The 23,883-nt window shown below is 39.5% G+C and carries 21 protein-coding genes and 1 tRNA gene; 10 read left to right on the top strand and 12 right to left on the bottom strand.

All coding sequences use genetic code 11. The annotated features are described in order from the left end of the window. Positions 1-135 precede the first annotated feature (135 nt). Both radA and J580_RS12600 read left to right on the top strand, forming a co-directional pair. A complete protein-coding gene (radA, locus tag J580_RS12605) occupies positions 136-1,524 on the top strand; it encodes a DNA repair protein RadA (RefSeq protein ID WP_005073053.1) in 1,389 nt (462 codons plus the stop codon). Between the two features lie 82 nt (positions 1,525-1,606). Beyond that, a complete protein-coding gene (locus J580_RS12600) occupies positions 1,607-2,578 on the top strand; it encodes a Tim44 domain-containing protein (RefSeq protein WP_002118912.1) in 972 nt (323 codons plus the stop codon). A gap of 58 nt (positions 2,579-2,636) precedes the next feature. Here J580_RS12600 and epmA read toward each other — a convergent pair whose 3' ends face one another. From epmA to J580_RS12575, 5 genes are all read right to left on the bottom strand, one after another. Further along, the gene (epmA, locus tag J580_RS12595) at positions 2,637-3,611 is read right to left on the bottom strand and encodes an EF-P lysine aminoacylase EpmA (RefSeq protein ID WP_032004399.1); all 975 of its coding nucleotides are present in this window, start codon (positions 3,609-3,611) and stop codon (positions 2,637-2,639) included. After that, a complete protein-coding gene (locus J580_RS12590; RefSeq protein ID WP_032004398.1) occupies positions 3,608-4,675 on the bottom strand; it encodes a 4-phosphoerythronate dehydrogenase in 1,068 nt (355 codons plus the stop codon). The genes epmA and J580_RS12590 overlap by 4 nt, the downstream gene beginning before the upstream one ends. 104 nt (positions 4,676-4,779) lie before the next feature. Then, entirely contained in the window at positions 4,780-5,172 is a 393-nt protein-coding gene (locus J580_RS12585) for a YkvA family protein (protein WP_032004397.1), read from the bottom strand. A gap of 119 nt (positions 5,173-5,291) precedes the next feature. After that, entirely contained in the window at positions 5,292-6,083 is a 792-nt protein-coding gene (gene fdhD, locus J580_RS12580) for a formate dehydrogenase accessory sulfurtransferase FdhD (RefSeq protein ID WP_002118892.1), read from the bottom strand. A 78-nt stretch (positions 6,084-6,161) separates the two neighbouring features. Then, positions 6,162-8,570 carry an FdhF/YdeP family oxidoreductase gene (locus J580_RS12575; protein WP_032004396.1) on the bottom strand — a complete coding sequence of 803 codons (2,409 nt, stop codon included), beginning with the start codon at positions 8,568-8,570 and terminating at the stop codon, positions 6,162-6,164. 399 nt (positions 8,571-8,969) lie between these two features. Here J580_RS12575 and J580_RS12570 point away from each other — a divergent pair, with 399 nt between their 5' ends. Next, positions 8,970-10,127, top strand: coding sequence for a glycerate kinase (locus J580_RS12570; protein WP_032004395.1), 1,158 nt, complete (start codon positions 8,970-8,972; stop codon positions 10,125-10,127). On the opposite strand, the gene J580_RS12565 is transcribed toward J580_RS12570, so the two are convergent. Beyond that, positions 10,124-10,690 (bottom strand): TetR/AcrR family transcriptional regulator, encoded by a 567-nt coding sequence (locus J580_RS12565; protein ID WP_032004393.1) that lies wholly within the window; start codon positions 10,688-10,690, stop codon positions 10,124-10,126. The two genes, J580_RS12570 and J580_RS12565, sit on opposite strands and share 4 nt — an antisense overlap. 123 nt (positions 10,691-10,813) lie before the next feature. Here J580_RS12565 and J580_RS12560 point away from each other — a divergent pair, with 123 nt between their 5' ends. Both J580_RS12560 and J580_RS12555 read left to right on the top strand, forming a co-directional pair. After that, on the top strand, positions 10,814-11,596 hold the full coding sequence (locus J580_RS12560) for an SDR family NAD(P)-dependent oxidoreductase (protein WP_032004392.1): 783 nt from the start codon (positions 10,814-10,816) through the stop codon (positions 11,594-11,596). 37 nt (positions 11,597-11,633) lie between these two features. Then, a complete protein-coding gene (locus J580_RS12555) occupies positions 11,634-12,239 on the top strand; it encodes a nitroreductase family protein (RefSeq protein ID WP_032004391.1) in 606 nt (201 codons plus the stop codon). Positions 12,240-12,317: 78 nt separating this feature from the next. Here the strand turns inward: J580_RS12555 and adeE are convergent, their stop codons facing one another. Together adeE and adeD are read right to left on the bottom strand one after the other, a co-directional pair. Beyond that, positions 12,318-15,431 carry a multidrug efflux RND transporter permease subunit AdeE gene (gene adeE / locus J580_RS12550; protein WP_032004390.1) on the bottom strand — a complete coding sequence of 1,038 codons (3,114 nt, stop codon included), beginning with the start codon at positions 15,429-15,431 and terminating at the stop codon, positions 12,318-12,320. Positions 15,432-15,440: 9 nt separating this feature from the next. After that, positions 15,441-16,565, bottom strand: coding sequence for a multidrug efflux RND transporter periplasmic adaptor subunit AdeD (gene adeD, locus J580_RS12545; RefSeq protein WP_032004389.1), 1,125 nt, complete (start codon positions 16,563-16,565; stop codon positions 15,441-15,443). Positions 16,566-16,642: 77 nt separating this feature from the next. On the opposite strand from adeD, the gene J580_RS12540 reads away from it, so the two are divergent. After that, positions 16,643-17,260, top strand: a complete 618-nt coding sequence (locus tag J580_RS12540; protein WP_032004388.1) for a TetR/AcrR family transcriptional regulator — start codon at positions 16,643-16,645, stop codon at positions 17,258-17,260. 142 nt (positions 17,261-17,402) lie between these two features. Here the strand turns inward: J580_RS12540 and J580_RS12535 are convergent, their stop codons facing one another. Next, positions 17,403-17,957, bottom strand: a complete 555-nt coding sequence (locus tag J580_RS12535; RefSeq protein ID WP_032004387.1) for a TetR/AcrR family transcriptional regulator — start codon at positions 17,955-17,957, stop codon at positions 17,403-17,405. A gap of 791 nt (positions 17,958-18,748) precedes the next feature. Here J580_RS12535 and J580_RS12530 point away from each other — a divergent pair. From J580_RS12530 to J580_RS12520, 3 genes are all read left to right on the top strand, one after another. After that, positions 18,749-19,570, top strand: a complete 822-nt coding sequence (locus J580_RS12530) for an ROK family protein (RefSeq protein WP_032004386.1) — start codon at positions 18,749-18,751, stop codon at positions 19,568-19,570. 6 nt (positions 19,571-19,576) lie between these two features. Further along, positions 19,577-20,158, top strand: coding sequence for a histidine phosphatase family protein (locus J580_RS12525; RefSeq protein ID WP_032004384.1), 582 nt, complete (start codon positions 19,577-19,579; stop codon positions 20,156-20,158). 62 nt (positions 20,159-20,220) lie between these two features. Next, on the top strand, positions 20,221-20,604 hold the full coding sequence (locus tag J580_RS12520) for an Imm41 family immunity protein (protein ID WP_032004383.1): 384 nt from the start codon (positions 20,221-20,223) through the stop codon (positions 20,602-20,604). Positions 20,605-20,657: 53 nt separating this feature from the next. Here the strand turns inward: J580_RS12520 and J580_RS12515 are convergent, their stop codons facing one another. From J580_RS12515 to J580_RS12505, 3 genes are all read right to left on the bottom strand, one after another. Beyond that, entirely contained in the window at positions 20,658-21,371 is a 714-nt protein-coding gene (locus J580_RS12515) for a DUF4882 family protein (RefSeq protein WP_032004382.1), read from the bottom strand. 239 nt (positions 21,372-21,610) lie between these two features. After that, positions 21,611-22,489, bottom strand: a complete 879-nt coding sequence (locus tag J580_RS12510; RefSeq protein WP_002118503.1) for a MetQ/NlpA family ABC transporter substrate-binding protein — start codon at positions 22,487-22,489, stop codon at positions 21,611-21,613. Positions 22,490-22,935: 446 nt separating this feature from the next. Then, positions 22,936-23,025 (bottom strand) — tRNA-Ser (locus tag J580_RS12505). Positions 23,026-23,377: 352 nt separating this feature from the next. On the opposite strand from J580_RS12505, the gene greB reads away from it, so the two are divergent. Then, positions 23,378-23,848, top strand: a complete 471-nt coding sequence (gene greB / locus J580_RS12500; protein ID WP_017480520.1) for a transcription elongation factor GreB — start codon at positions 23,378-23,380, stop codon at positions 23,846-23,848. Positions 23,849-23,883 lie beyond the last annotated feature (35 nt).

The raw sequence follows: 23,883 nt of genomic DNA, 5'->3' as shown, positions 1-23,883 counted from the left end.
TGTCTTTCCCTTATTAGTTCCTTAGAAGATCCCTTCAAATTTCCTCATTATCTTTTATGATAATTTCTGGAAACAAGAACGAAGAATTTCCTAAGAACTATATTTATATAATATCGAGCAAAATTTCAATTTTTTATGAGCAAAGTCAAAACTGTTTACCGTTGCGAGCAATGTGGTGCCGATCATCTTAAATGGGCTGGTCAATGCTCAGAGTGTGGTGAATGGAATTCTCTGACTGAAGTTAAACTTGAGCCAACCACTGCTCACCGTGCACGTCCTAAAATTGGGGGCTATGCGGGTCAAGTTGCTAACATTACAACGCTAAATAAAGTTTCCGTTTCTCATGAAACCCGCTTACCTACAGGCATTAGCGAATTTGACCGAGTGCTTGGCGGCGGTTTGGTGACAGGTTCTGTGGTGCTGATTGGTGGTGACCCCGGTATTGGTAAATCAACCATTCTTTTGCAAACTGCGACCCATATGGCAAGCGCAAAAAGCTCTGCGCTTTATATTACGGGTGAGGAATCTTTATCTCAGGTAGCTCTTCGTGCGCAACGTCTTGACCTGCCAACCGACCAATTAAAAGTCATGGCTGAAACCTGTGTAGAACGCATTTGTGAAGTTTTAGAACAAGAAAAACCTGTAGTCGCTATTCTAGATTCGATTCAAACACTTTATACAGAAACCCTCCAATCTGCTCCGGGCGGTGTTTCACAAATTCGTGAATCTGCTGCTTTATTAACCCGTTATGCAAAAAATAGTGGCACAGCGCTATTCATTGTTGGTCACGTGACCAAAGAAGGTGCACTGGCAGGTCCGCGTGTTTTAGAGCATATGGTGGACTGCGTACTTTACTTTGAAGGTCAATCAGACTCTCGCTATCGCATGATTCGTGCTGTTAAAAACCGTTTTGGTGCAGTGAATGAGCTTGGCGTATTTGGCATGACTGATAAAGGCCTACGTGAAGTGGCCAATCCTTCTGCTATTTTCCTAAGTCGTTATGATGAAGCGATTCCCGGTTCAATTGTGATGATTAGCCGTGAAGGAACTCGCCCTCTTTTGGTCGAAGTGCAAGCTTTAGTTGATGATGCTCAAGGACAACCAAGACGTGTTGCACTTGGTCTTGAACAAAACCGTTTGAACATGTTGCTTGCTGTAATGCATCGTCATGGCGGTGTTCAAACTACTGGACAAGACGTTTATGTTAATATTGTAGGCGGCTTAAAAATTACCGAAACAGGTTCTGATTTGGCTGTTTTACTTGCATGTGCTTCAAGTTTACGTACTAAAGCCTTGCCCCAACAGCTTGCAGTTTTTGGTGAAGTTGGTCTTTCTGGTGAAATTCGCCCTGTTCCTAACGGTCAGGAACGCTTAAAAGAAGCAGCAAAACATGGCTTTAAATATGTCATTTTACCAAGAGGAAACGCCCCTCAAAAGGCAATTCCGGGCGTACAAGTTATTGCTGTTGCGCGCTTGCATGAAGCATTGACAGAAGCTATGCAACTCAGTGATGAATTGACATAAAAAAACATACTTTTATAGTTGAAATTTAGAGTAAAAGCCTGCATAAATACTATTACAAATTAACTTTAAACAGGAATTTCCTATGGAAGTACACCAGCGTGGCTTGATTACCGGTATTTTAATGGCTGCTTTAGCAATTTCTCCTCTTGCTGAAGCTAAACGTGCAGGTGGTGGTAAAAGCCACGGTATGGCACGTTCGACTACTTCAAGCCAGTCTTATCAACAACCTCGTCAAGTGACTCCAGTTCAACAAACCACTACCGCGCCTCAGAAATCTGGTCCAGGCGTTGGTTCAATGGTTGCAGCTGGTGTGGCTGGTGCTGCCGTAGGTGCTGTTGCAGCAAATGCTTTAGCTGATGACAAACCGACATCAACTGAACAGCAAGCCACTCAGGCTCAAGCTCAAGAAGAGAAAAAAGGTGGAATCCCAGGTTGGATTTGGGTATTGCTTGCCGCAGCTCTTGCTTTCTTTGTATTCCGTAAATTGGGATCAAAAAAAAAATTAGCAGGTAACAACCCTTACGCACCAAATAGTAACGGTCAAAACCCATTTGGCCGTTCTGCTGCACCACAAGCAGCTCCACGTAATGCCGGCGATAATACAAATATCTTTGGTCAATCTGTGGGTGGCGGTGCAGCAACGCAAGCGCCTTTTGGCGGTGTAACAACGAGCAATGGCAATCAACTTCCAGATGGTAGTGAACCAGCTGCGTTCTTACGTATTGCACGTCAACGTTTTAATCATATCCAATCGATGAATACTGCAAGTAACATTGAAGAAATTCGCCGTTACTTAACACCAGAACTTTATAGTTCTATGTATAACGACATCATGGAAAACCAAGATCAAGACGTTGCTGAATTTAGTAACTTGAATGCGATGGTTGTAGACAGTGCAACTGAAAATGGTCAATACGTAGTAAGCGTACGTTTCACTGGTACAGTAAGTGAAGATCTAAACAGCTTGCCACAACCGTTTACCGAAATCTGGCACTTTGTTAAGCCTGCTGGCTCTCAGCAAGACTGGGTTGTTGCAGGTATTCAACAAGCTTAAGCTAAATAAATCCTAAATAAAAAAGCCACAATATTGTGGCTTTTTTATTTGTCAGCTTTTAAGCAATTTCCGCTGGAAAGGTCACTACTTTTTCAATTTTGACCTGATCCATTGCAACCATAAGTAAACGGTCTATACCTAAAGCGATACCTGAACATTCCGGCATATGAGGCAATGCTGCTAACAGATGCTCATCTAAAGGCATAACATGAAGCCCTTGCTTAGCCCGCTCTGCATTATCTGCTTCAAAGCGTGAACGTAACACATCTGCATCGAGTAATTCATCGTAGGCATTGGCTAGCTCTAAGCCTTCAATATAAACCTCGAAACGCGCCGCGACCTCTTCCCCATCTTCATCTACTTTCACTTTTGCCAAAGAGGCCATTTCTGGTGGAAAGTCAGTTAAAAAAACTGGAGCATCAAAACCCAAACTTGGTTCAACAAAATGAGAAAATAACAAATCCATATAAGCTAGGCGATCATCGCCCAAATCAAGGTTTAACCCCACACGATTTGCCGTATCTTTGAGTTGTTTCAAAGTTGCCTGCAAAGGGTTGATATCAAGACGATCTTGAAAAGCATGTTTATAACTTAAAATAAACGGACGAACTTCACCAAAACGATGCTGCAAACAGGTTTGCAATAAATCGGCTGTTTCATGCATTAACGCTTTTAAGTCTAGACCGGGGCGATACCATTCAAGCATGGTAAATTCACTGTTGTGTTTACGCCCGTGTTCATCATCTCGAAACACCTTACAAATCTGATAAATCGGCCCACTACCGCTCGCCAATAAACGTTTCATGGCAAACTCTGGTGAAGTCTGTAAATATTGAGTTTGCAATTTACCATTAATATGACGCAAAGCCTGAACCGAAGCTAAATGTACATCGGTGACACCTGCCTGTGAAACGATTGGTGTTTCAACTTCCATGACATCACGTTCAGCAAAAAACTGACGAATTTGGGTATAGAGCTTGGCACGTGCTTTTAAGGCATCAATTGAACAAGTAGGTTGATAGCTTAAACTCATGCCTGTGGCCCCCCATGTGCTGCCCATTCACGGCGCAGCGGATAATTTTTACGTAATAAATCAAATGCTTTTTGCTCTACTTTTCCGTCTTTAATACAGGCACGAATGTTGGCATCATCTTGAGCAATATCATAAATTTGAGATAGTTTTTGCTTTAATACTGCTTTTAAATCATGTCCTGAAAAATAGTCTTCGCATGCAGGTAGCTGAGTTTCAAAACGCTTATTAATGTCGTATCCAAATTCTTGGCAAAACGTTTCATAAATCATTTGTGTACCGCGGGCTTTTCCTTCAAGGCTATAACCAGCAATATGCGGTGTTGCTAAAGCCAACATGTCTATGAGTTCTTCTGATATGACTGGTTCATGCTCAAATACATCAAGCACCACTTTACGCTGGGTACGCTGAATATCCTCCACTAAAGCGGCTTCTTTCACGACTGGACCACGTGCACTATTAATTAAAATCGTGTCAGGTTGAAGTGCTGCAAAAGCTTTTTCATCAAACAAATGATATGTCGGATATTCACCGTTTTTGGTAAGCGGCACATGAATTGAAATTGCGTTGGCTTGTTGCAACAGAGTTTCTAAGCTTACATTTTCAATTGAATCTAACTGTACATATGGGTCAAAGCCAATTACGTTCCAGCCAAACAACTGAGCCATATAAGCCAAGCGCTTACCGACATTGCCAAGGCCAACAATGCCTAGGGTAAATTTTTCTTGTTGTTCTAAAAGGTTGGCATCTAAATGAAGTAAAGCAGTAATGACATATTCAGCAACCGCTTGGGCATTACAACCAGCCGCATTTGCCCACGTAATTCCTTGTTTTTCTAACGCATCAATATCTAAATGATCGGTCCCAATTGTGGCACTGCCCACATATTTTAATGCTGTGTTTTCAATTAAACTTGCGTTAACCGCAGTAACCGAACGAACCAATAAAGCTTCAGCATCTTTTACATCTGCATGGGTTAAAGTGCGCCCTGCTTTGTTTTGAATATCGCCAAACTCAGAAAAAAAGTAATCGGTAAATGCCAAGTTTTCATCTGCGACGATTTTCATTGTCTGCAACTCATAGCTTATAAAAACGTTATTATCCTTTGAGTTTTGGCAAAGTACAATGTTAAGGGTATTAAATTAGTACGGGGTTTCAATACTCAGTTTAATTACAACCCACCACCAAAATAAAAGTAAGCCATGACAGCGAGTGTGAGCCAAATTAAAATAATGAGTACGGCAACCAAATAGTTTTTTGGTCGTTTTTCATGTTCATCCAGCCATTCTTCAGCTTGTTGTTCAGCATCGAAAATGACTTGTTGAGGCGTAAAACGAACTGCTAGCCAAATGAGCATTGGTAAAATGATGGCATCATCAATAAAGCCCAAAATAGGAATAAAATCGGGAATTAAGTCGATGGGGCTAAACGCGTAAGCCACAGCCACCACAGCAATAATTTTGGGTAACCACGGCATTTGAGGATGCCTTGACGCAAACCAAAGCATAATAATTTGTTTCTTTAGACGTTTTGCCCATTCTTTTATTGATTGTAACCAAGACATTTGGACAGACTCTGAACCTTTAGAGTTTTATAATAATCCATAAAATCTATCCTTAGCTTAAAAGCCAAAGAAATGTCAGATGAGCTTTATTTCAGGCTCATCATCTTGAACAATATATTTTAAATTTCTGTATATAAAACAAATCTATCTCCCCTACAAAAACTCGCCAAAGTCAGACCAGATTGTTTAGCTAATTGAATAGCCATGCTGGTAGGTGCTGAAATTGATGCCAGTAGACTTATATTCAGCTGAGCACATTTTCGTATTAGTTCATAACTTGCCCGACTGGTCATCACTACAAAACCTAAACTGGTGTCGTAGTTTTCTTGTGCTAAATAACCGAGTAATTTGTCTAGGGCATTATGGCGGCCAACATCTTCAAATAAAGCGACGATGTGCCCATCAACCACCCATGCTGCAGCATGTGCGCCACCCGTTAAAGCGGTAATTTCTTGTTGGGCTTTTAAATGGGAAATAGCACTCGGAATTTGCTCAAGCCATATTTTTGATGCATGCGTTGTAATTTTAGGAACGTCTAACTGAAACTGCTCTAAACTCTCAATTCCACACAAACCACACCCTGTACGACCGACCATCATACGGCGATGTTCTTTTAATGCAGCAAACGCTCTAGATGAAATGGTCATTTCAACCGTAATACCCAATTCATTTTGATGTACATCAAGTGCATATAGCTCTTTTAAGCTGGTTAAAATTCCTTCTGAGAGACTAAAACCTTTGGCAAATAATTCTACATCGGTCGGTGTCGCCATCATCACCGCATGCGAGATGCCGTTATACACCAAGGCAATTGGGTACTCTTGCACAATATGATCTAAAACATTTTCAGAGTCGGTTTTGTTAAACCGCTGTACTGGTAATGTTTCAACCCCATAGGAATGTGGTGTCAAAATTATTTCCTTTATTTCAAAATGGCGCTTGTTTAGAGCGCCATTTGTTTGGATGACATTTTTTAATATTGCCTTTGATTAAAGGCTGCTTACTTTCTTATCGGCATCTTCAGGGGCTACTGCCGTTGCCAAGTTAAAATGCTCTGGCGCATTTCCGGGATGCAAAATCACAGGAACACTTTTTGAAGCAGGAATCTTGGCATATTTATCATGACTGCTTAACGCCACCAAAGGATTGGTTTCCGGATAGTAAGCGGCTAAGCTGCCTCGCGGAATGTTGTACGGCACAATACGGAAACTATGCACGATACGTTTTACACCATCTGAAAAAACACTTTCAATATCAACCCATTGGTTTGCTTCAAAACCAGCTTCATCAATATCAGCTTGGTTCATAAACAACACACGGCGCTGACCGAACACCCCACGGTAACGGTCATCTAGACCATATAGAGTAGTATTGTATTGGTCATGAGAACGCGTAGTCATTAAGGTATAAACCTTACTTTCGGTATATGCGGCAGCGTACTGATTTTCTTTATCGGCATAGACCTCACTCAGCGGTGTAATCATAAACTGCGCTTTACCACTTTTTGTATTCCAGATGTGCTGATTGGCTGGATGCTCTAGATGGAATCCACCCGGTTTATAGACACGTAAATTAAAGTCATGGAACTCATCAAACACATCGGCAATTGAATCACGAATACGGTCGTAGCTTTCGATATACCATTTCCATTTAATTTGGCTGTCTGGAAGCACTGCTTCAGCCATTCGGGCGACAATATCTGGTTCAGACAAAATATTGTCAGAAATTGGAGCGTTACGTCCTGCTGACAAATGAATATTACTCATTGAATCTTCAACTGAAATTGCTTGTGGGCCATGAAGCTGCTCATCAATTTCGGTACGACCTAAACATGGCAAAATTAGTGCATCTTTACCACACACTAAATGGCTACGGTTTAACTTAGTTGCGACATGAACAGTTAAATTACACTTTCTAAGTGCTTCTTGGGTATACGGCGTATCTGGCGTTGCAACTGCAAAGTTCCCACCTAAACCAATAAAGACTTTGACCTCGCCTTCAGCCATGGCTTTAATGGTTTCAACGACACCATGCCCATTTTTTCTCGGTGATTTAATTCCAAATACGCGGTCAATGTTGTCGAGTAGTTTAGGGCTAGGCAGTTCATTAATGCCCATGGTGCGGTCGCCTTGCACGTTACTGTGCCCACGAACCGGACAAAGCCCTGCACCCGGTCTGCCAATTTGTCCACGCGCCAACAATAAATTTGCCAGCATATGTACGTTAGCTGTGCCGTGGCGGTGTTGCGTGATACCCATTCCCCAACAGAAAATTGAACGCTCGGATTCTAAAAATAGTTTGGCGAGTTTTTCTAAATGTTCAGGCGATAACCCTGAGTGTTTATAAATATCGGCCCATTCAGTTCTTTCAATCTCAGCAATCATTTCATCGAAACCAACGGTATTCACCGCAATAAAGTTTCGGTCAAAAACGCTTGGTTTACCTGAGGCAAGTGCTTTTTTATCCCACTCATTTAAGTGCTTTAACATCCCTAACATGAGTGCATAGTCACCGCCAATTTTAGGTTGGAAATAATAACGACTAATTGGCGTACTACCGTTAGTCATCATTTCAAGAGGTGCTTGCGGGTCTTGGAAACGCTCAAGACCTCGCTCTTTAATTGGGTTAATCGCAATAATATTGCCGCCACGTTTAGACACTTCACGTAAAGTACCTAACATACGCGGGTGATTGGTGCCGGGGTTGTGCCCAAAACTAAAAATAGCATCGGCTACGTCAAAGTCTTCTAGGGTGACTGTACCCTTTCCTAAACCAATCGAGTCAAGTAAGCCAACACTTGTGGTTTCATGACACATGTTCGAGCAGTCTGGAAAGTTATTTGTACCAAAGCTTCTCACAAACAATTGATATAAAAATGCTGCTTCGTTACTGGCACGACCCGAAGTATAAAATGCCGCTTGGTCTGGGTTGTCTAGCGCATGTAAATGTTGGGCAATGAGTTTAAATGCATCGTCCCATGAAATAGGCACATATTTATCGGTTGCAGCATCGTAGCGAACTGGGTCGGTTAAGCGGCCTAAGTCTTCGAGGAAAAAGTCACTTTGCTCTGACAGCCAACTGACGGTATGCCCTGCGAAATATTCAGGAGTCACTGTTTTACTGGTTGCTTCAAAGGCAACTGCTTTTGCACCATTTTCACAGAAGTTAAATGCGTGAGCATCTTTCTTTTCTGGCCATGCACAGCCGGGACAGTCAAACCCTGTAGGCTGGTTAATGTTGAGTAAGGTAATTGAACCTTTACCTAAAATATCTTGTCGCTTTAAGTTTCGAGCAACACTTAGCAGTGCGCCCCACCCGCCAGCAGGATGAGTATATGGCTCAATTCGCGCAAAACCGTTATTTTCCTGTATGTGCTTTTGTTCTTCTGAATTATCCACTTTGTCATCCTCTTAATTCTTCTTAGGCATTCAACAGATCTAATAGAACCACAATTTAATTATGCTTATATCAAGAATCGCTGCTGTCTAGCTTGGGGGTAGAGTCCGCTTGGTATGTTATTCACCATATTTTAAAAAGCTGGCCCAACTGTTCTTATAATATGTGCCATATTTTTTACAATTACAATAATTCAAGCCAACCACGCTATTTATAGAAAAATATATAAAACAATGAGTTAAAAAGATAGAAACTCCGCCTTTTACAGATCAAAACATTATTAGTTTTCATTCTTAACAGAAGAGAAACTCTTTAAAATTGATGCTTACATGTCTTTATGTATGGTTTTTTGGGACTAAGCAGTATAAAACAATTAAAAATCTATCCACATTAGAGCACTTATGAAGGTTGTGATCGCCCCTGATTCATTTAAAGACAGCTTATCTGCTTTAAACGTAGCTCAGGCCATTGCCAAAGGATGGCAAGAAGTTTTTCCTCATGCAGAAACAATTTTATGCCCTATGGCCGATGGCGGCGAAGGAACCATTGAAGCTGTTTTAGAAGTCTGCGAGGGGCAATGGCGTGAAAAAACTGTGGTTGGGCCATTAAGTCAGCCTGTTCAGGCAAAATGGGGCTGGTTAGAAAAACAAAAAATCGCCATCATTGAAATGGCTCAAGCGAGCGGCATACAGTTAATCCCACCGTCAGAACGTGATGCCTGCCACAGCACAACGTTTGGAACAGGCCAACTCATTCTTGATGCTTTAGACGCAGGTGCAAAAGACATTATTTTAACTGTGGGCGGTAGTGCGACCAACGATGGCGGCACAGGATTACTGAGTGCTTTGGGTGCTGTTTTGCTCGATGCCAACCAAAAGGCTTTACCCGCAGGTGGTCTCGCTTTAAGCAACCTATCAAAATTTGATTTAACACACTTTGACACACGTATTCAGCACACGCGGTTTTTACTAGCTGCCGATGTGACCAATCCACTTTGCGGTCCAAACGGCGCATCACATATTTTTGGCCCACAAAAAGGGGCTTCTCCTGCTCAAGTACAACTGCTTGATGCAGCGCTTGCTCATTTTGCCGATGTCTCTGCGCAAATTTTAGGTTTCGACAAACGAAATGAAGCAGGTTCTGGTGCTGCTGGTGGTTTGGGCTTTGCAGCCAAAAGTTATTTAAATGCCGACTTTAAAGCTGGAGTTAAAGTCGTGGCTGAACTGAATCAGCTTGAGCATAAAATTTCTAACGCAGATTGGGTCATTACAGGCGAAGGTAAATTTGACCAGCAAACCTTAAGCGGCAAAACAGTTTTTGGGGTAAGCCAAATTGCAAAAGCTCATGGCATCCCTGTCATTGTGATTGCGGGGACTTTAGGCGAAGGCTACCAAGAGCTTTATGAGCACGGCGTTACGGCTGCTTTTTCACTAACAAATGGTCCAATCACATTAGAACAAGCCTGCGAACATGCAGCCAAACTTATTTATGAGAGAACAGTGGATATTGTGAGATTAATTCAGTTTAGCCAACCAAATTTGAAAGATAACAAAGCTTAATCGGCTAATTTTAAAAGGCTCTCTTTACAGCTTTCCAATATTTCATCGCTAAGCACAGATTGGTCTGGGCATGCGCGAGACAAGGCAATTGCCCCCACAGATTGAGCAAGAATATTGATGGCTTGCTTTCTCAATTCTTCTGTTTCTAAAGAAACTTGTTTTGCTCGTTCGTTCATAATGAACTGAATAAGTTGCTCAATGCCCTCTTCAAATTCGACTTTTACTTCGTCTGGTTGTCTTGCAGCATCACAAGATAATGCTGTTAAGGTACATCCCAAATCTCGGTTATCTCGATGGGTACGGGACACATAAAGTTGAATAAATTGAGCTAAATTTAAACCTTCTATTCTTTTTAAAACCTGCTCAAGTCCATGTTTAACGGTAATTGAGACAAGGTCTGTTTTCGAACTGAAATGTTTATAAAACCCACCATGAGTAAAGCCTGCGCTAGACATTAATTCAGCAATGCCGACACCGTCGTAGCCTTTGTTACGAAACAGTTGAGTCGCCTTTTCGACAATTTTTTCTCGGTTTTCTTTTACCTGAGTTTTACTGACTTTCATTTTGGCCTACCCACTTTTACTCACCCTACTCGTCACAATTATACATTGATTATGATTGACATCAAAAATTATATATTTTAGATTATGATCATCATCTAAAAAATTAAAGCGTGGAGACATCACATGTCAGCTCAATCAAAAGTACTTATTACAGGAGCTTCGTCAGGAATTGGTTCTGTCTATGCAGACCGATTTGCTCAACGTGGCCATAACTTAATCTTGGTTGCACGAGACACAAACCGCCTAGATAAAATCTCAAAAGATCTTCCAGAAAAATACGGCGTACAAGTCGAGTTCATTCAAGCCGATCTATCAAACGATCAAGACATCAGTAAAATTGAAGATGTACTCAAAAATGATGCTGATATTGAAATTTTGGTAAATAACGCTGGCATTGCACTAAACAGAACCTTTTTAACCCAAGATATTAAAGATATTGAAAAACTCATTACTTTAAATATGACTGCGGTTGTTCGTTTGTCTCATACAATTTCGCAATCACTTATACATAAAGGTAAAGGTGCCATTATTAATTTAGGCTCTGTGCTTGGATTAGCTCCTGAATTAGGTTCTACCATTTATGGCGCAAGTAAATCTTTCATCCAATTTTTTAGCCAAGGCTTATATTTAGAATTAAAAGATCATGGCGTGCATGTTCAAGCCGTATTGCCTTCTGCTACTAAAACCGAAATTTGGGAACGTTCTGGCATCGACTTAAGCCAAGTTCCACCATTAATGGATGTCAATGATTTGGTCGATGCAGCCCTGATTGGCTTTGACCGTAAAGAAACAATCACAATTCCTGTGCTGAAAGACGAAAATCAATGGAATAATTTTGAAAAATCACGTATCACATTACTACCAAACTTTTCTTCGGCTGATGTAGCCCAACGTTATAAAAACTAACGAGTACCGCTACCCAACTCTTAAGTAGGAAAATCTTATGAATGTTATTGATGCCATCCGTAACCGCCGCGCAGTTAAACGCTTCGACCCTGTTTTTCAACTTTCTGAAGATAACAAAAAGCAGTTATTACAAGAAGTTTTAGCCAATGCGCCAAGCGCTTTTAACTTACAACATTGGCGTCCAGTCATCATTGAAGATACTGAGTTAAGACAAAAAATTCGCACCATTGCTTGGGATCAACCACAAGTTACAGAATCATCATTACTGATTGTGTTGTGTGCAAAAGTAAATACATGGGAAGTTGATGCTAAGCGTGTATGGGATGGCGCGACTCCGGAAGTTCAAAATATTATGGTTGGCGCAATTGACCAATATTACCGTGACCGTCCACAAACCCAACGTGACGAAGTGATGCGTAGTGCGGGTATTTTTGCTCAAACTTTAATGTTACTTGCTCAAGAGCATGGTTTAGACAGTTGCCCAATGGATGGTTTTGACTTTGACGCAATGGCAAAGCTGATTAACTTACCCGAAGATCATGTGGTGTGTTTAATGATTGCCGTTGGTAAGTCAGCATCTCAGCCTTACCCACGTGTGGGCAAACTTCCTTACGATGATGTCATTATTCAAAATACATTCTAAGTTTTTAGTCAGATTTTAGGCCCTCATGCTATTTATGGCATGAGGGCCTAATTGTTAATGACATTCTGTTTTGTAAAATCATTTGGCTTTTTTGGTATTTAACTTATTAGTTAAACGACGAACTAAAAGAAAAAATAAAGGCACAAAGAAAATAGAAAGTAGAGTTCCCGAAATCATCCCACCAGTTACGGCGATACCAATTTCTTTTCGACTAACAGCCCCTGCTCCTGTAGATACAGCCAATGGAAGAACACCTGCAACAAAAGCCAGAGATGTCATAATAATTGGCCGTAATCGCTGACCAGCGCCTTCAATAATGGCATCCATTAATGCCTGACCAGCCTCTAACTTGGCTGCCGCAAATTCAACAATCAAAATAGCATTTTTGGCAGAAAGCCCAATGGTGGTGAGCATAGCGACCTGAAAGTAAATATCATTCACAAAACCTGCCAGACTTGCAGCAACTACAGCGCCAATAAGACCTAAAGGAATAACTAGCATGACAGAGACAGGAATAGACCAACTTTCATAAAGTGCTGCCAAACATAAAAAGATAAAGATGATTGAGGCTAAATATAACCAGATCGTTTGGCCACCCGCTAGTTTCTCTTGATATGACAATCCGCTCCACTGAAGATTAAAACCTTGTTGCTGGTCAACTAACTGCTGCATCTTATCCATAGCCCCACCAGAACTCTCACCAGCTGCCGTAGAACCTTGTATTTGAAGGGCTGAAAGACCGTTAAAGCGTTGCAGCATTTGAGGGCCCATCTGCCATTTCACAGAAGAGAAACTAGAAAATGGCGTCATCTCACCAGTAGCACCACGAACATACCATTGCCCAATATCTTGGGGTAAGGAACGATAGATTGCCTCTCCTTGCAAATAAACTCGCTTAACACGTCCCTGATCTATGAAATCGTTAATATAAGATCCGCCCCATGCAGAGGATAAAGTACTACTAATATCAGCTTGAGATAATCCAAACGCACTCGCTTTTCTTTGATCGATATCGACTTGTAATTGAGCCTTATCATCTAAGCCATTTAAGCGTACCCCTGCTAATCCAGAATCAGCATTTGCTTCTTTTAGGAGATTATCTTTTGCTGCGAGTAAAGCATCTCGTCCTTTATTTTCAGCATCTTGCAACCAAAATTCAAAGCCACTAGATTGCCCAAGGCCTCTTACAGCAGCGGGTGAAAGTACCTGAACGCGTGCGTTACGCAGTGACTTAAAATGTGCATTTGCACGAGCAATCACAGCTTCGGCTGTATTTTCACTACCTTCTCGGTCATCCCAATGTTTGAGTCCGGCAAATGCCATTCCCACATTTTGCCCACTGCCTGCGTTATTTCTACCCATCACCATGAAAATCACATTGAGATTATTCTTTTCTTTCGTCAAAAAGTAATCTGCAATCTGATTACCAACCCGCTCTGTTTCAGCTAGTGTCGTGCCTACAGGCGTACTAAATTGAACCATAACCGAGCCTTGGTCTTCTTGAGGTAAAAACCCCGTATTCATACGCGTATATTGCCAACCTAACAAAGCTGTAATACCTACGAATATGACCATAAAGACTTTGGGTTTACCTAAAACAGCAACTAGCTTTGTGCGGTAGCCTGTTTGACCTTGCTCTACTTTATAGTTGAACCAAGTAAAAAATTTTCTCTGCTTATGTTTTTCATTTGCAGGTTTGAGTAAGGTTGCACATAGCGCAGGTGAAAGTGTTAAAGCAACAATTGCAGAAAGTACCATAGCCGATACGAGCGTTACCGAGAACTGGCGATAGATAATCCCGACAGAACCACCAAAAAATGCCATAGGTAAAAATACTGCTGCGAGTACCATGGCAATACCCACGAGCGCGCCAGATATTTCTTGCATTGAAATTAGGGTGGCTTGCCGAGCATCAAGATTTTGCTCATGCATAACCCGCTCAACATTTTCTACGACGACAATCGCGTCATCTACAAGCAAACCAATTGCTAGTACCATTGCAAACAAAGTCAGTGTATTAATGCTATAGCCAAGTACGCTCAACACACCAAATGTACCTAACAATACGACCGGAACTGCAATTGCCGGAATTAAAGTCGCACGCCAGCTCTGCAAAAATAAGAACATGACAATAATGACGAGAACAATTGCTTCAGCTAAAGTTTTAATCACCCCATTTACCGAAGCTTCTACAAATGGCGTACTGTCGCGTGGGTATGCAACTTTTAAACCCGCTGGCATAGAGGCAGTTAACCGTGTGACTTCAGCTTTAACTCGTTCAGCCGTTTCTAATGCATTGGCACCAGAAGCAAGTTGAATAGACATACCCGAAGCTGGCTTTCCATTCAAACGTGTAGAAGTCTGATAACTCTCTGCACCACGCTCGACTCGGGCAACATCTTTAAGTAATACAACCGCACCATTTGTTTGTGTCCGCAAAATAATATTTTCAAATTGGCTCACGGTTTGTAACCGAGATAATGCTGTTACTGTTGCATTTAGAGCCTGCCCATCACGCGTGGGTAATGCGCCCAATTCTCCTGCTGTAATTTGAGTGTTTTGTGCTTCAATTGCGGTTCTAACATCTGATGGCATTAATCCATAACTGTTTAATTTATGAGGATCAAGCCAGATGCGCATTGCATATTGAGCACCAAATACGGTGATTTCACCCACTCCATCGACCCGACTTAATGGGTCTTGCAGTGTACTCACCATATAGTCAGATATGTCGACAGAAGATCTAGTCCCACTTTCATCGTAAAGCGCAAAGACCAGTAAACTATCGCCTTGTGACTTTGTCACAGTGATCCCTTGCTGCTGAACCTCTTGAGGCAATCGACTCAGTGCCTGATTCACAGCATTTTGCACCTGCACCTGAGCAGTGTCAGGATTGGTATTTTGATCAAAACTAAGACTTATGCGTGCTTGCCCCGCCGAACTACTACTCGATGAAAAATAAAGTAGACCATCAATCCCTTTAATTTGTTGCTCCAAAATCTGGGTAACACTGTCTTCAACAGTTTTGGCAGATGCTCCCGGATAGTTTGCAGTAACATTTACACCCGGTGGTGCAATGTCAGGATATTGCTCAATGGGTAACGTTAAAATCGAAATCGTCCCCAATGCCATAATACAAATAGAGAGGACCCAAGCAAAAATAGGTCGTGCAATAAAAAAACTCGACAACATATGGAATCCTCAACTCATTGGGGTAGGTTCAATCGTCATGCCGGCACTTAAGCCTTGCAGACCCTCAACAATGACTTGATCTCCTGCTTTCAAGCCAGAGGTCACTAACCAACGATTATCAATTGCATCGCCTAGAGTAATTTTTCGTTGCTCGGCTTTATTATCTTTTCCAACAATCCAAACAAGTGGATTTCCTTCTGCGTCTCGGAACAGCGCACCTTGAGGAATTAAGACGCTGTTAGGACGTGTTCCCGTTCCAAGTTCTGCCCGCACATACAGGCCGGGCAATAACGCATTATTGGGATTGGGAAATGCTGCACGTAAGGTGACACTTCCTGTCGCCTCATCTACAGCAACATCACTAAACTTAAAAGTCCCCTGTTCTGCATAGGCAGTGCCATTCTCAAGCTTCAAACGTACTGAAAGTTCAGTCGGTTTTATTCCATTTTCAGTAAGCTGTTTACGCAGTGCCATGTATTCATCACTCGACTGAGTCAAGTCGACATACATGGGGTCCAGTTTTTGAATCGTTGCTAAAGGATCTGTTTGAGCAGAGGTGACTAAAGCCCCACGTGTAATAGATGAACGCCCTATCCGTCCTGAAATTGGCGCACTAACTTGTGTGTAACGTAAATTGGTTCGTGCTGTTTTCAGTACAGCTTCATTTACGGCAACAGTCGCTTTCGCTTGCTCATATGCACTTTGAGCATTATCAAGCTCTTGTTGACTCACCCCATTTACTTTAATTAATTCTTTATAGCGCTCGGCTTGAAGGCGAGTCGAATTTACAGTGGCTTTTGCTAATGCAAGATTACCAGCGGCTTCATCCACGCTATCCCGATAGAGTGATGAATCAATTTTATAAAGTGGCGCCCCTTTGTTTACTTGCGTGCCTTCCTTAAATAATTGCTCTATTACTACTCCATTGACTTGTGGACGGACCTGAGAAATTTCAGAGGCCACCGTTCTACCAGCCAATTGATAGGTAGATTCAATCGTCTCTGGTTTTATAGTGATCGTACCCACCTGCTGAATATTTTTAGGGGCAGGCTGATCAGAATCACATCCATTCAAAAAAATAAATAAAGGCAATAAATATATAAACTTACGGTAATTAAAACTTAGATCAAGCATATCTGGGACCCCAGACTTATAGACAATTTATTTACTTTACTGTAAAGTAAATAAATAAGATGTGCAAGAAAACCGATATGTTAAAAAAATCTCCAGGTCGTCCCTCTCGAATTCGCCCTACTATCATTGCTGCAGCACGCGAACTATTTCTAGAACATGGATTAGAAGTCCGTTTAGAGGCTGTTGCCACGAAAGCCGGTACAAATCGACAAACTTTATATAACCACTTCCCGACCAAGACAGCGTTACTCATTGAAGTCTTTGATCATTTAAAAGCAGAAATGGAAGCACCTTTCATTGAGCAGCATGAATTGAAAAATAAGCGTCTAGATCAATTATTGTTAGAAATTGGACAGTCTGTACAAAATCATTTTTATCATATTGACGTCATTCGCCTGCAAAGATTGCTGATTATTGCCTTAGTTGAAATGAAAGAAATTCTTCCTAAAATTCAGCAACGTACTCAAGGTAATATTAAAAGATCTTTAACCGATATTCTTGCAACTGCACACAATGCTGGTATTGTTAAAATTGATCAGCCAGAGGAAGCAACAAAGGCTTTCCTCGGTGCGGTAATGGGATATGCATATCCCGCTACGTTGATTAGTGGAAACATTCCAACTCCCCAAGAACTACAACAGTTAAATGAAGAAGTGTGTCGTACCTTTTTAAAAGCATGGCAATATAAAGAATAGCCCCACAACAAAAGCCCTTATAATAAAAAGGGCTTTTAAAATTAGGCATTTAAACGTCGTATCAATTATTAATGGCTTGAAGAAACATCCAGTAAACTCATTTAAGCAGATTTAGCATGAATATTTTCATGCTTCATTCATCCTATTTAAACTGCTTCAAAAAACAGTCTAATATCATCTCTCTATCCCCTACTTGACCCGAGCTTAAAAGCTGAATAATAGTCCCCTCAATCATATATAAAAATAATTTGGCGTCCTGAAAAGAAGCATCTTTTTTTAGTTTTATTAACTGACTATAGATTTCATTAAGCAACCATGTTCTATATCTCATTGCGGTGATATAGGCTTTTGGATAGGTCAGTTTGATTTCAAAAATTGCTTTAAATAATAGATAGTAAAGCCCCTCCAAATCGGTGTGTAAGACATAAAGTTTCTTAAGTTTATCCATCACACTTGTTTGACTGGTGTATTCAACCATTGAAACTACTTTTTCTTTTAAACGTTCTTTTTGCACGATCATGCAGATTTCAATGAATCGTTCTTTAGAGTGAAAGTAATGATAAAAAGTCGCTTTTGGAATTTGAGACTCTTTCACAATTCTGTCGACTCCAACCGTATGAAATCCGTGATGGTGAAACAGATCAATTGATTTATTTACGACTAGTATGGCACGTGGGGAGATCACTAAATTTGGCATAGTTTTACCGTTATAAAAATTATTGTTGTAGATAAATGAGATACTTTTTTGGGAGAAAAAAAGGCATAGCAAAGCCATAAAGACTGTGCGTGGCACATCTCAAGTTTTATTGTTGATTAAGTTTTTTGGTCGTGACGATTTAAAGCCTGAAAAGCCCAATGGCCATCAAACTGCTTTAAAAGTTTAAGTTGTATCGATATAGACTTTGGCAGTCGCTGCCAAGAAATTAAGAATGTGCAAAGCCAACTCCTTTTTATTGGGAGTTCTGCCAGACATTTATAGAATTATGGTGGCAGAACGAGAAAGGGTTCGCAGACTAGTAATAACTCAAACTAGCACACCCGTAGGTGTCCCTCTCCCGTCCTACCGCTACGGGAAAGGGACGAGTAGCTACCACACAAGACTATTCCTCAGAAGGAATGACTCTGATGCGGGAGTTATTATGCGGTCTGCGACGACCGACTGGCAATGTAGGCCAGCAGGCAAAGGATAGTGCTCCGCCCTTTTGCAGTCAAGCACACAAAATGACATTTGTTTTAAATTAGATCATTAAAAAATAAGGATAAATAATGAGATGGTTATTGTTAAATGGGGGTTTATAAAGGAGAGAAAAACAGAAAAATTAGTAAACAACTATTTGTTATGTTTACGCGAATATTCAGTGTAAGGAAAATGATAGATCTTCATTTGAATTAAATTTAAAAGTTATTACACAAACACTGATAATTATAAAAACACTATCCTCTAGACGAGATAGAATTTAAAAAAATGATTTTTACATAAGGCATGGGATGAACAGACAGAAAATTGGTGTAGATCTTGGAGGTACTAAATTATTAATATTATGTGATGAAATTGAGGAGATATTTAGTACAGGAATTTCATTCACCCCAGAAGAATTAATATCACACCTACAATCTTTTATTTTAAAACATGGAATTAAACCCGAAAGTATAAGCCTAGCAGTGCCGGGTCTAGTTAACGAATATGGGCACATTGTTAATTGTGATGTCCTCCCTGCATTTATAGGTTGGCAAGGAAATGAAGCATTAAAATTATTATGTAGTAAAACAATTATCTTAAATGATGTAAAAGCTGCCATGCATGCGGAACTAAATGATTCCTCGTCTCATCTCGCAAGCGGCATTATTATGATTGGTACAGGTATTGGGGCTGCATTCATAATAAATGGAAAACCCTTACTGGGAGCTAGTGGTTGGGCTGGTGAGCTAGGTTACTTACCAGTAAAAAGTAATGAAGGAATTAAGCGTTTAGATGAAGTTGCAAGTGGCTCAGCAATTACCAAGCAATGTGCACTCAGCCCATCTAATCTAGCATTAATGGCTAACAATGGAGATCAAGCAACTTTAACTGTTATAAAAGAGGCAGGTACTGCTTTAGGTCTTGGAATAGCAACTGTTATTAATCTTTTAAATCCATCGCAATTAGTAATAGGAGGAGGAACAATAGAATTACCCGGTTATTTAGACGCGGCTTTAAAGTCTGCTAAAGAAAACTGCCTTCCTGAGCTCTGGCAAGATTGCGACATATCAAAAGTAAAAGCGGGAAGAAAAGTAGCTGCGTTAGGTGCTATACGTGCAATTGAACAATAAAATAATATGAGTATTTTTCTGATCCGACATGCTGAGAGTGAAGCCAATATTAATGTAAAAACCCTTTCGCATGCTTTGATTACTTTAAGTGAACATGGGCATAAACAAGCTCAAGCACTCTGTTCACAACTACCTAAAATTGATCATGTAATTGTGTCTCGATATTTGCGTACACATCAAACAGCTGCCCCACTTTTGGAAAAATATAATCTCACTCTTGAAATAGATGAACATGTGCATGAGTTTAGCTATTTGTCTGAGCGTAAGTGTGCCAATACAAATATGGATGACCGTAAAGCTTGGGTAAATACGTACTGGGAGAAAATGGATTATCAGCATAGAGATGCCGATGATGCAGAGTCTTTTGAAGATCTATATATTCGGGTTCAAGCTTTTCATGAAAAACTAAAAGCACTAACTGAAAATTATGCTCAAAAGAATTTGGCTGTGTTTAGCCACGGACAGTTTTTACAACTTTTGATGATGCAAATACAGCAACCGCAGCCGTTATCCAAAGAGTTGATGCGGCAATTTAGATTCAACTTAATAAATCAGCCTATTGGGAACACTCAGATTTTTACTTATTGAACTGGGAAATTTCGTATAAGCTGTATTGTAGATTTTAGGAAATAATTTAAAGAACAAAATTTATGGATGCAAAAGAAATTATCCTGCGTAATTTTCCACATAATAACTCGTATAATGAGTTATCATTCTTAGGAAAATTAAACGAAGAACAATCATGGGATATCGAAGAATATTGGCTTTTAGAATGGGGTATTTATAATCTTGAAAAAAACTCATCAGAAAAATTAGATTGGGAAATTTTTAGGATTTTTAGCGTGATTATGCTGTGTATTAGCTCTCATTTAGATCAAAATGACTATTTTAAAATAAAGAATTTGAAATGCTCTGAACTTTATGAGATGAGAGAAAGAGTGCTATTAGTATTTGAAGGCTATTTCTCTAGCTCAATGCCTGAACAAAACATTTTTGAAAAAGTAAATCCCTTATTAGCACTGTCCTCTATTTAATATAAACTGCCTAACTAAAGTAGTGAGGCAGCATATTTGACATGTAATTTATTTTAAAGAGGTGTTCCACAAATATCTGTGGCGCCTGTTGGATAAGTAAATTGTAGTTTTGAATGATCAGATACTATTTCAAATGATATTTCTTTACCAAGGGCACTTGAGTTAGAAGTATAAAACCCTTCTTCAATGGCAATACCAAATTTAATTTTGCTTAATGGAGTTGTATAACTCCATGTGTATCCCCTATCTACGCCATTTACAATATAACCAATTTCCTTGCTGATTTGATTGTAATAAATCCCAACTCTCACTGTTTCATTTGCTAAAATTTCATTTTGTGTCTGATTTGGGGTTATGTTTCCAGAAATAGAACTCATGAACAAATTTTGCTGTGAACCATATGCACTTCCAAAACTTGGAGCTGCAAAAACAATACCGTCATAATTACTTGTTCCCGTGATAAATCCTGAAGCTAGTTCATTTGAGTTTAGATTTATTGGTTTCTTGAAAATATATTCAAAAGCAACAACATTAGACTGAGCAATATTGGTATCAGATTTAGTTTTTATCAGTGTTCCTATGTTTATATTAGCCAAAGCCTTAGTTAACACTTTCTGTCCAGTTATTGTTATATAGTTGCTTGGATTTGGTGTCCCTTCTGGTGTTTGTGAAGCACTTGGATCAATCTCTAAATCACCAATTTTACATTCGGCCCAACTCTGTACACTGATAATTAATAAGCTAAGAATCAATATATTTTTTTTCATTATTTCACCTTAATTTTATTCTGATTTTTGATTTTATGGTAAAAATTTAAGGTTTAGAAATTTTTCAGATAAAGAGATAATAGGTTAAGTATGCTAAGAATTATTTGATAGCTAGTCTTCTAAAATTAATATAAATCTAGTTCCGATAACTTTGGGTTTCCTTTAAAAATAAATAAAACAAAAGCCAAGCCCATCACCGAGACTTAGCTTTTAAAAATAATTTTAAATTAAAAAATTACTTATTTGATGTCTGCAAATTCAGAAACAGGCTTGTTCACTTCAACCTTTGTACCACCGAATTTTTCGCTCACAAACTTTTGAACTTTAGGTAAGTGGTAAAGTTCACCAAGTTTTGTATAGATCGGGTCGTTTTTGTTCGCTTCAGCAACACCCAACAAATTCACATAAAGCTTTGTAGACTGGTCAATAGGCTCACGGAAGATAGAATCTTTCATTACATTGAGACCACCCTCAAGTGCCAATGTATTACCTAACACAATCGCGTCTACATCGTTTTTAACACGAACTGCTGTAGTCATTTGAATTGGTTTTAATTGTAAGTTTTTAGGGTTTTCAACGACGTCATTGGTCGTCCCTTTTACAGGGTCAAAGTCTGGTTTGAGTTTAATCAGTTTAGCAGACTGTAATAATGTTAAAGCACGCGCTTCGTTAGCAGTGTCGTTTGGAATCGCGATAGTCGCGCCTTGTGGGAACTCTTCAACAGATTTAACTTTATTTGCATAAATACCCATTGGCTCTAGATAAGTTGTCGCAACAGCAGCAACTTTAGCTGTATTTGAAGAGTTATAAGCTGCCAAATAGTTAAATGACTGGAACGCATTTACGTCTTGTTCGCCACTTGCTACAGATGTATTCAATACAACATAGTCAGTCAGGTTAGTCACTTCGAGTTTAATGCCCGCTTGAGCAGTTTCAGGAAGCGTTGCAACGTATTTCCATACGTCAGTGTCTGAACCTGTTGAAACCAATTTAATAGTTCGAACTGACTCAGTTTTGTCTTTAGCTGATGCTGTATTTTCAGTTTTTGCAGGTTCTTTATTACATGCAGTCAGTGTTAGAACAGATGCGCTGAACAGAACACTAAATAATTTTTTCATAGATACATCCTAAAATAGGAAACGCCTATCTTTCAAAAGAGTCAGGCATTGCCAACCAATGGGTCAAAATACAATTTTGGGGCGGAAATAATTTCCAGATATCGGGTTTAGAAAACTGAATTCAGCATCATTCCTTCCTTGAACTTGCTCGCTGAACAATAGAATTATGTTTTGAAACAGTTTCTAAATATTGGCTCATCATATATCAATAAATGAATATTCTACAAATAACTTGTTCGATTCTGATATATAGAAGCTTAATTGGTAAGATATTGAAAATAAAAAATATATTATATAAATATAGTAATTTTGATTAAAATATATACTTGTTTGATTTATATGAAATTTTCAGGATTTATTAGCAGTATTTAAGCTAAATCTTACTGTAATGTAGACACTAGGTATAAAAAAAAGCCCTTGTCATTAACAAGGGCTTTTTAAGAATCTGGCGGAAGCGGTGAGATTCGAACTCACGGAGGACTCACACCCTCGTCGGTTTTCAAGACCGGTGCATTAAACCGCTCTGCCACGCTTCCAACGAGCGCTATAATATAAATAAAAATTGAAGTTGGCAAATCTTTTTACTTAAGTTTTCATCTAAATGCTCAAAATAAAAACAAAAAACCTTAATTTTTTAGTTTTTATCTACTTATTGCTACTTTTCATCTTAAACAAAACTCTCTTTTGAGATTCTTAGCTATCTTTGACAGCAGAACACTCTTGGCATAACTAAATGATATTCGTCTATCTTTTTGATAACATATTCACACAGATAAGAAGCTTTACGCTTTACTCAGGGTATTCTGCCCTTTGCACTTACTGATAAGTTTTAATTCCTGATGTAGTTTCTAACGAAACTATCTATATGAAAGAAGTTTTGGCCATATGATGAATCGCAAACTATTAACGGCTGAAGGTTATCAACGATTACAAGATGAGTTAAATGATCTTGTAAGAAAAGAACGTCCAGAGATTACTAAAATTGTGTCATGGGCAGCCAGTCTTGGTGATCGCTCAGAAAATGCAGACTATCACTACAACAAAAGAAAACTACGTGAAATTGATCGTAGAATTAGATACCTAACCAAACTATTTGAAGTCGCACATAAAGTTGAATATAGCCCTGAACAAGACGGAAAAGCATACTTTGGAGCATGGGTTGAGTTAGAAAATGACGAAGGCGAAGCTATTAAATTTCGCATAGTCGGCGATGAAGAAATTTACGGTCGTAAGGATTATATTTCTTTGCAATCGCCTATGGCAAAAGCTTGTTTAGGTAAAAGTATAGATGATGAAATACAAGTTCAAACTCCTAAGGGTAAAATGATTTGGTATATAACAAACATCTCTTATCAATAATTTAATTTTTATTACAATATAATTAAGTGAAATAT

The sequence above is a fragment of the Acinetobacter sp. 1542444 genome (genome assembly GCF_000581835.1).
GTDB lineage: Bacteria > Pseudomonadota > Gammaproteobacteria > Pseudomonadales > Moraxellaceae > Acinetobacter > Acinetobacter pittii.
The sequence above is the reverse complement of the archived record's forward strand: the minus strand, read 5'-3'. Positions and strand labels throughout refer to the sequence as shown.

Excerpts from the sequence above, each read along its gene's own strand:
- J580_RS12570 (WP_032004395.1), top strand. The coding sequence starts at position 8,970 with ATGAAGGTTGTGATCGCCCCTGATTCATTTAAAGACAGCTTATCTGCT.
- J580_RS12565 (WP_032004393.1), bottom strand. The coding sequence starts at position 10,690 with ATGAAAGTCAGTAAAACTCAGGTAAAAGAAAACCGAGAAAAAATTGTC.
- J580_RS12600 (WP_002118912.1), top strand. The coding sequence starts at position 1,607 with ATGGAAGTACACCAGCGTGGCTTGATTACCGGTATTTTAATGGCTGCT.
- epmA (WP_032004399.1), bottom strand. The coding sequence starts at position 3,611 with ATGAGTTTAAGCTATCAACCTACTTGTTCAATTGATGCCTTAAAAGCA.
- J580_RS12540 (WP_032004388.1), top strand. The coding sequence starts at position 16,643 with ATGTTAAAAAAATCTCCAGGTCGTCCCTCTCGAATTCGCCCTACTATC.
- J580_RS12590 (WP_032004398.1), bottom strand. The coding sequence starts at position 4,675 with ATGAAAATCGTCGCAGATGAAAACTTGGCATTTACCGATTACTTTTTT.
- J580_RS12520 (WP_032004383.1), top strand. The coding sequence starts at position 20,221 with ATGGATGCAAAAGAAATTATCCTGCGTAATTTTCCACATAATAACTCG.
- adeE (WP_032004390.1), bottom strand. The coding sequence starts at position 15,431 with ATGTTGTCGAGTTTTTTTATTGCACGACCTATTTTTGCTTGGGTCCTC.
- J580_RS12530 (WP_032004386.1), top strand. The coding sequence starts at position 18,749 with ATGAACAGACAGAAAATTGGTGTAGATCTTGGAGGTACTAAATTATTA.
- adeD (WP_032004389.1), bottom strand. The coding sequence starts at position 16,565 with ATGCTTGATCTAAGTTTTAATTACCGTAAGTTTATATATTTATTGCCT.
- J580_RS12585 (WP_032004397.1), bottom strand. The coding sequence starts at position 5,172 with ATGTCTTGGTTACAATCAATAAAAGAATGGGCAAAACGTCTAAAGAAA.
- J580_RS12535 (WP_032004387.1), bottom strand. The coding sequence starts at position 17,957 with ATGCCAAATTTAGTGATCTCCCCACGTGCCATACTAGTCGTAAATAAA.
- J580_RS12555 (WP_032004391.1), top strand. The coding sequence starts at position 11,634 with ATGAATGTTATTGATGCCATCCGTAACCGCCGCGCAGTTAAACGCTTC.
- J580_RS12525 (WP_032004384.1), top strand. The coding sequence starts at position 19,577 with ATGAGTATTTTTCTGATCCGACATGCTGAGAGTGAAGCCAATATTAAT.
- greB (WP_017480520.1), top strand. The coding sequence starts at position 23,378 with ATGAATCGCAAACTATTAACGGCTGAAGGTTATCAACGATTACAAGAT.
- radA (WP_005073053.1), top strand. The coding sequence starts at position 136 with ATGAGCAAAGTCAAAACTGTTTACCGTTGCGAGCAATGTGGTGCCGAT.
- J580_RS12515 (WP_032004382.1), bottom strand. The coding sequence starts at position 21,371 with ATGAAAAAAAATATATTGATTCTTAGCTTATTAATTATCAGTGTACAG.
- J580_RS12510 (WP_002118503.1), bottom strand. The coding sequence starts at position 22,489 with ATGAAAAAATTATTTAGTGTTCTGTTCAGCGCATCTGTTCTAACACTG.
- J580_RS12560 (WP_032004392.1), top strand. The coding sequence starts at position 10,814 with ATGTCAGCTCAATCAAAAGTACTTATTACAGGAGCTTCGTCAGGAATT.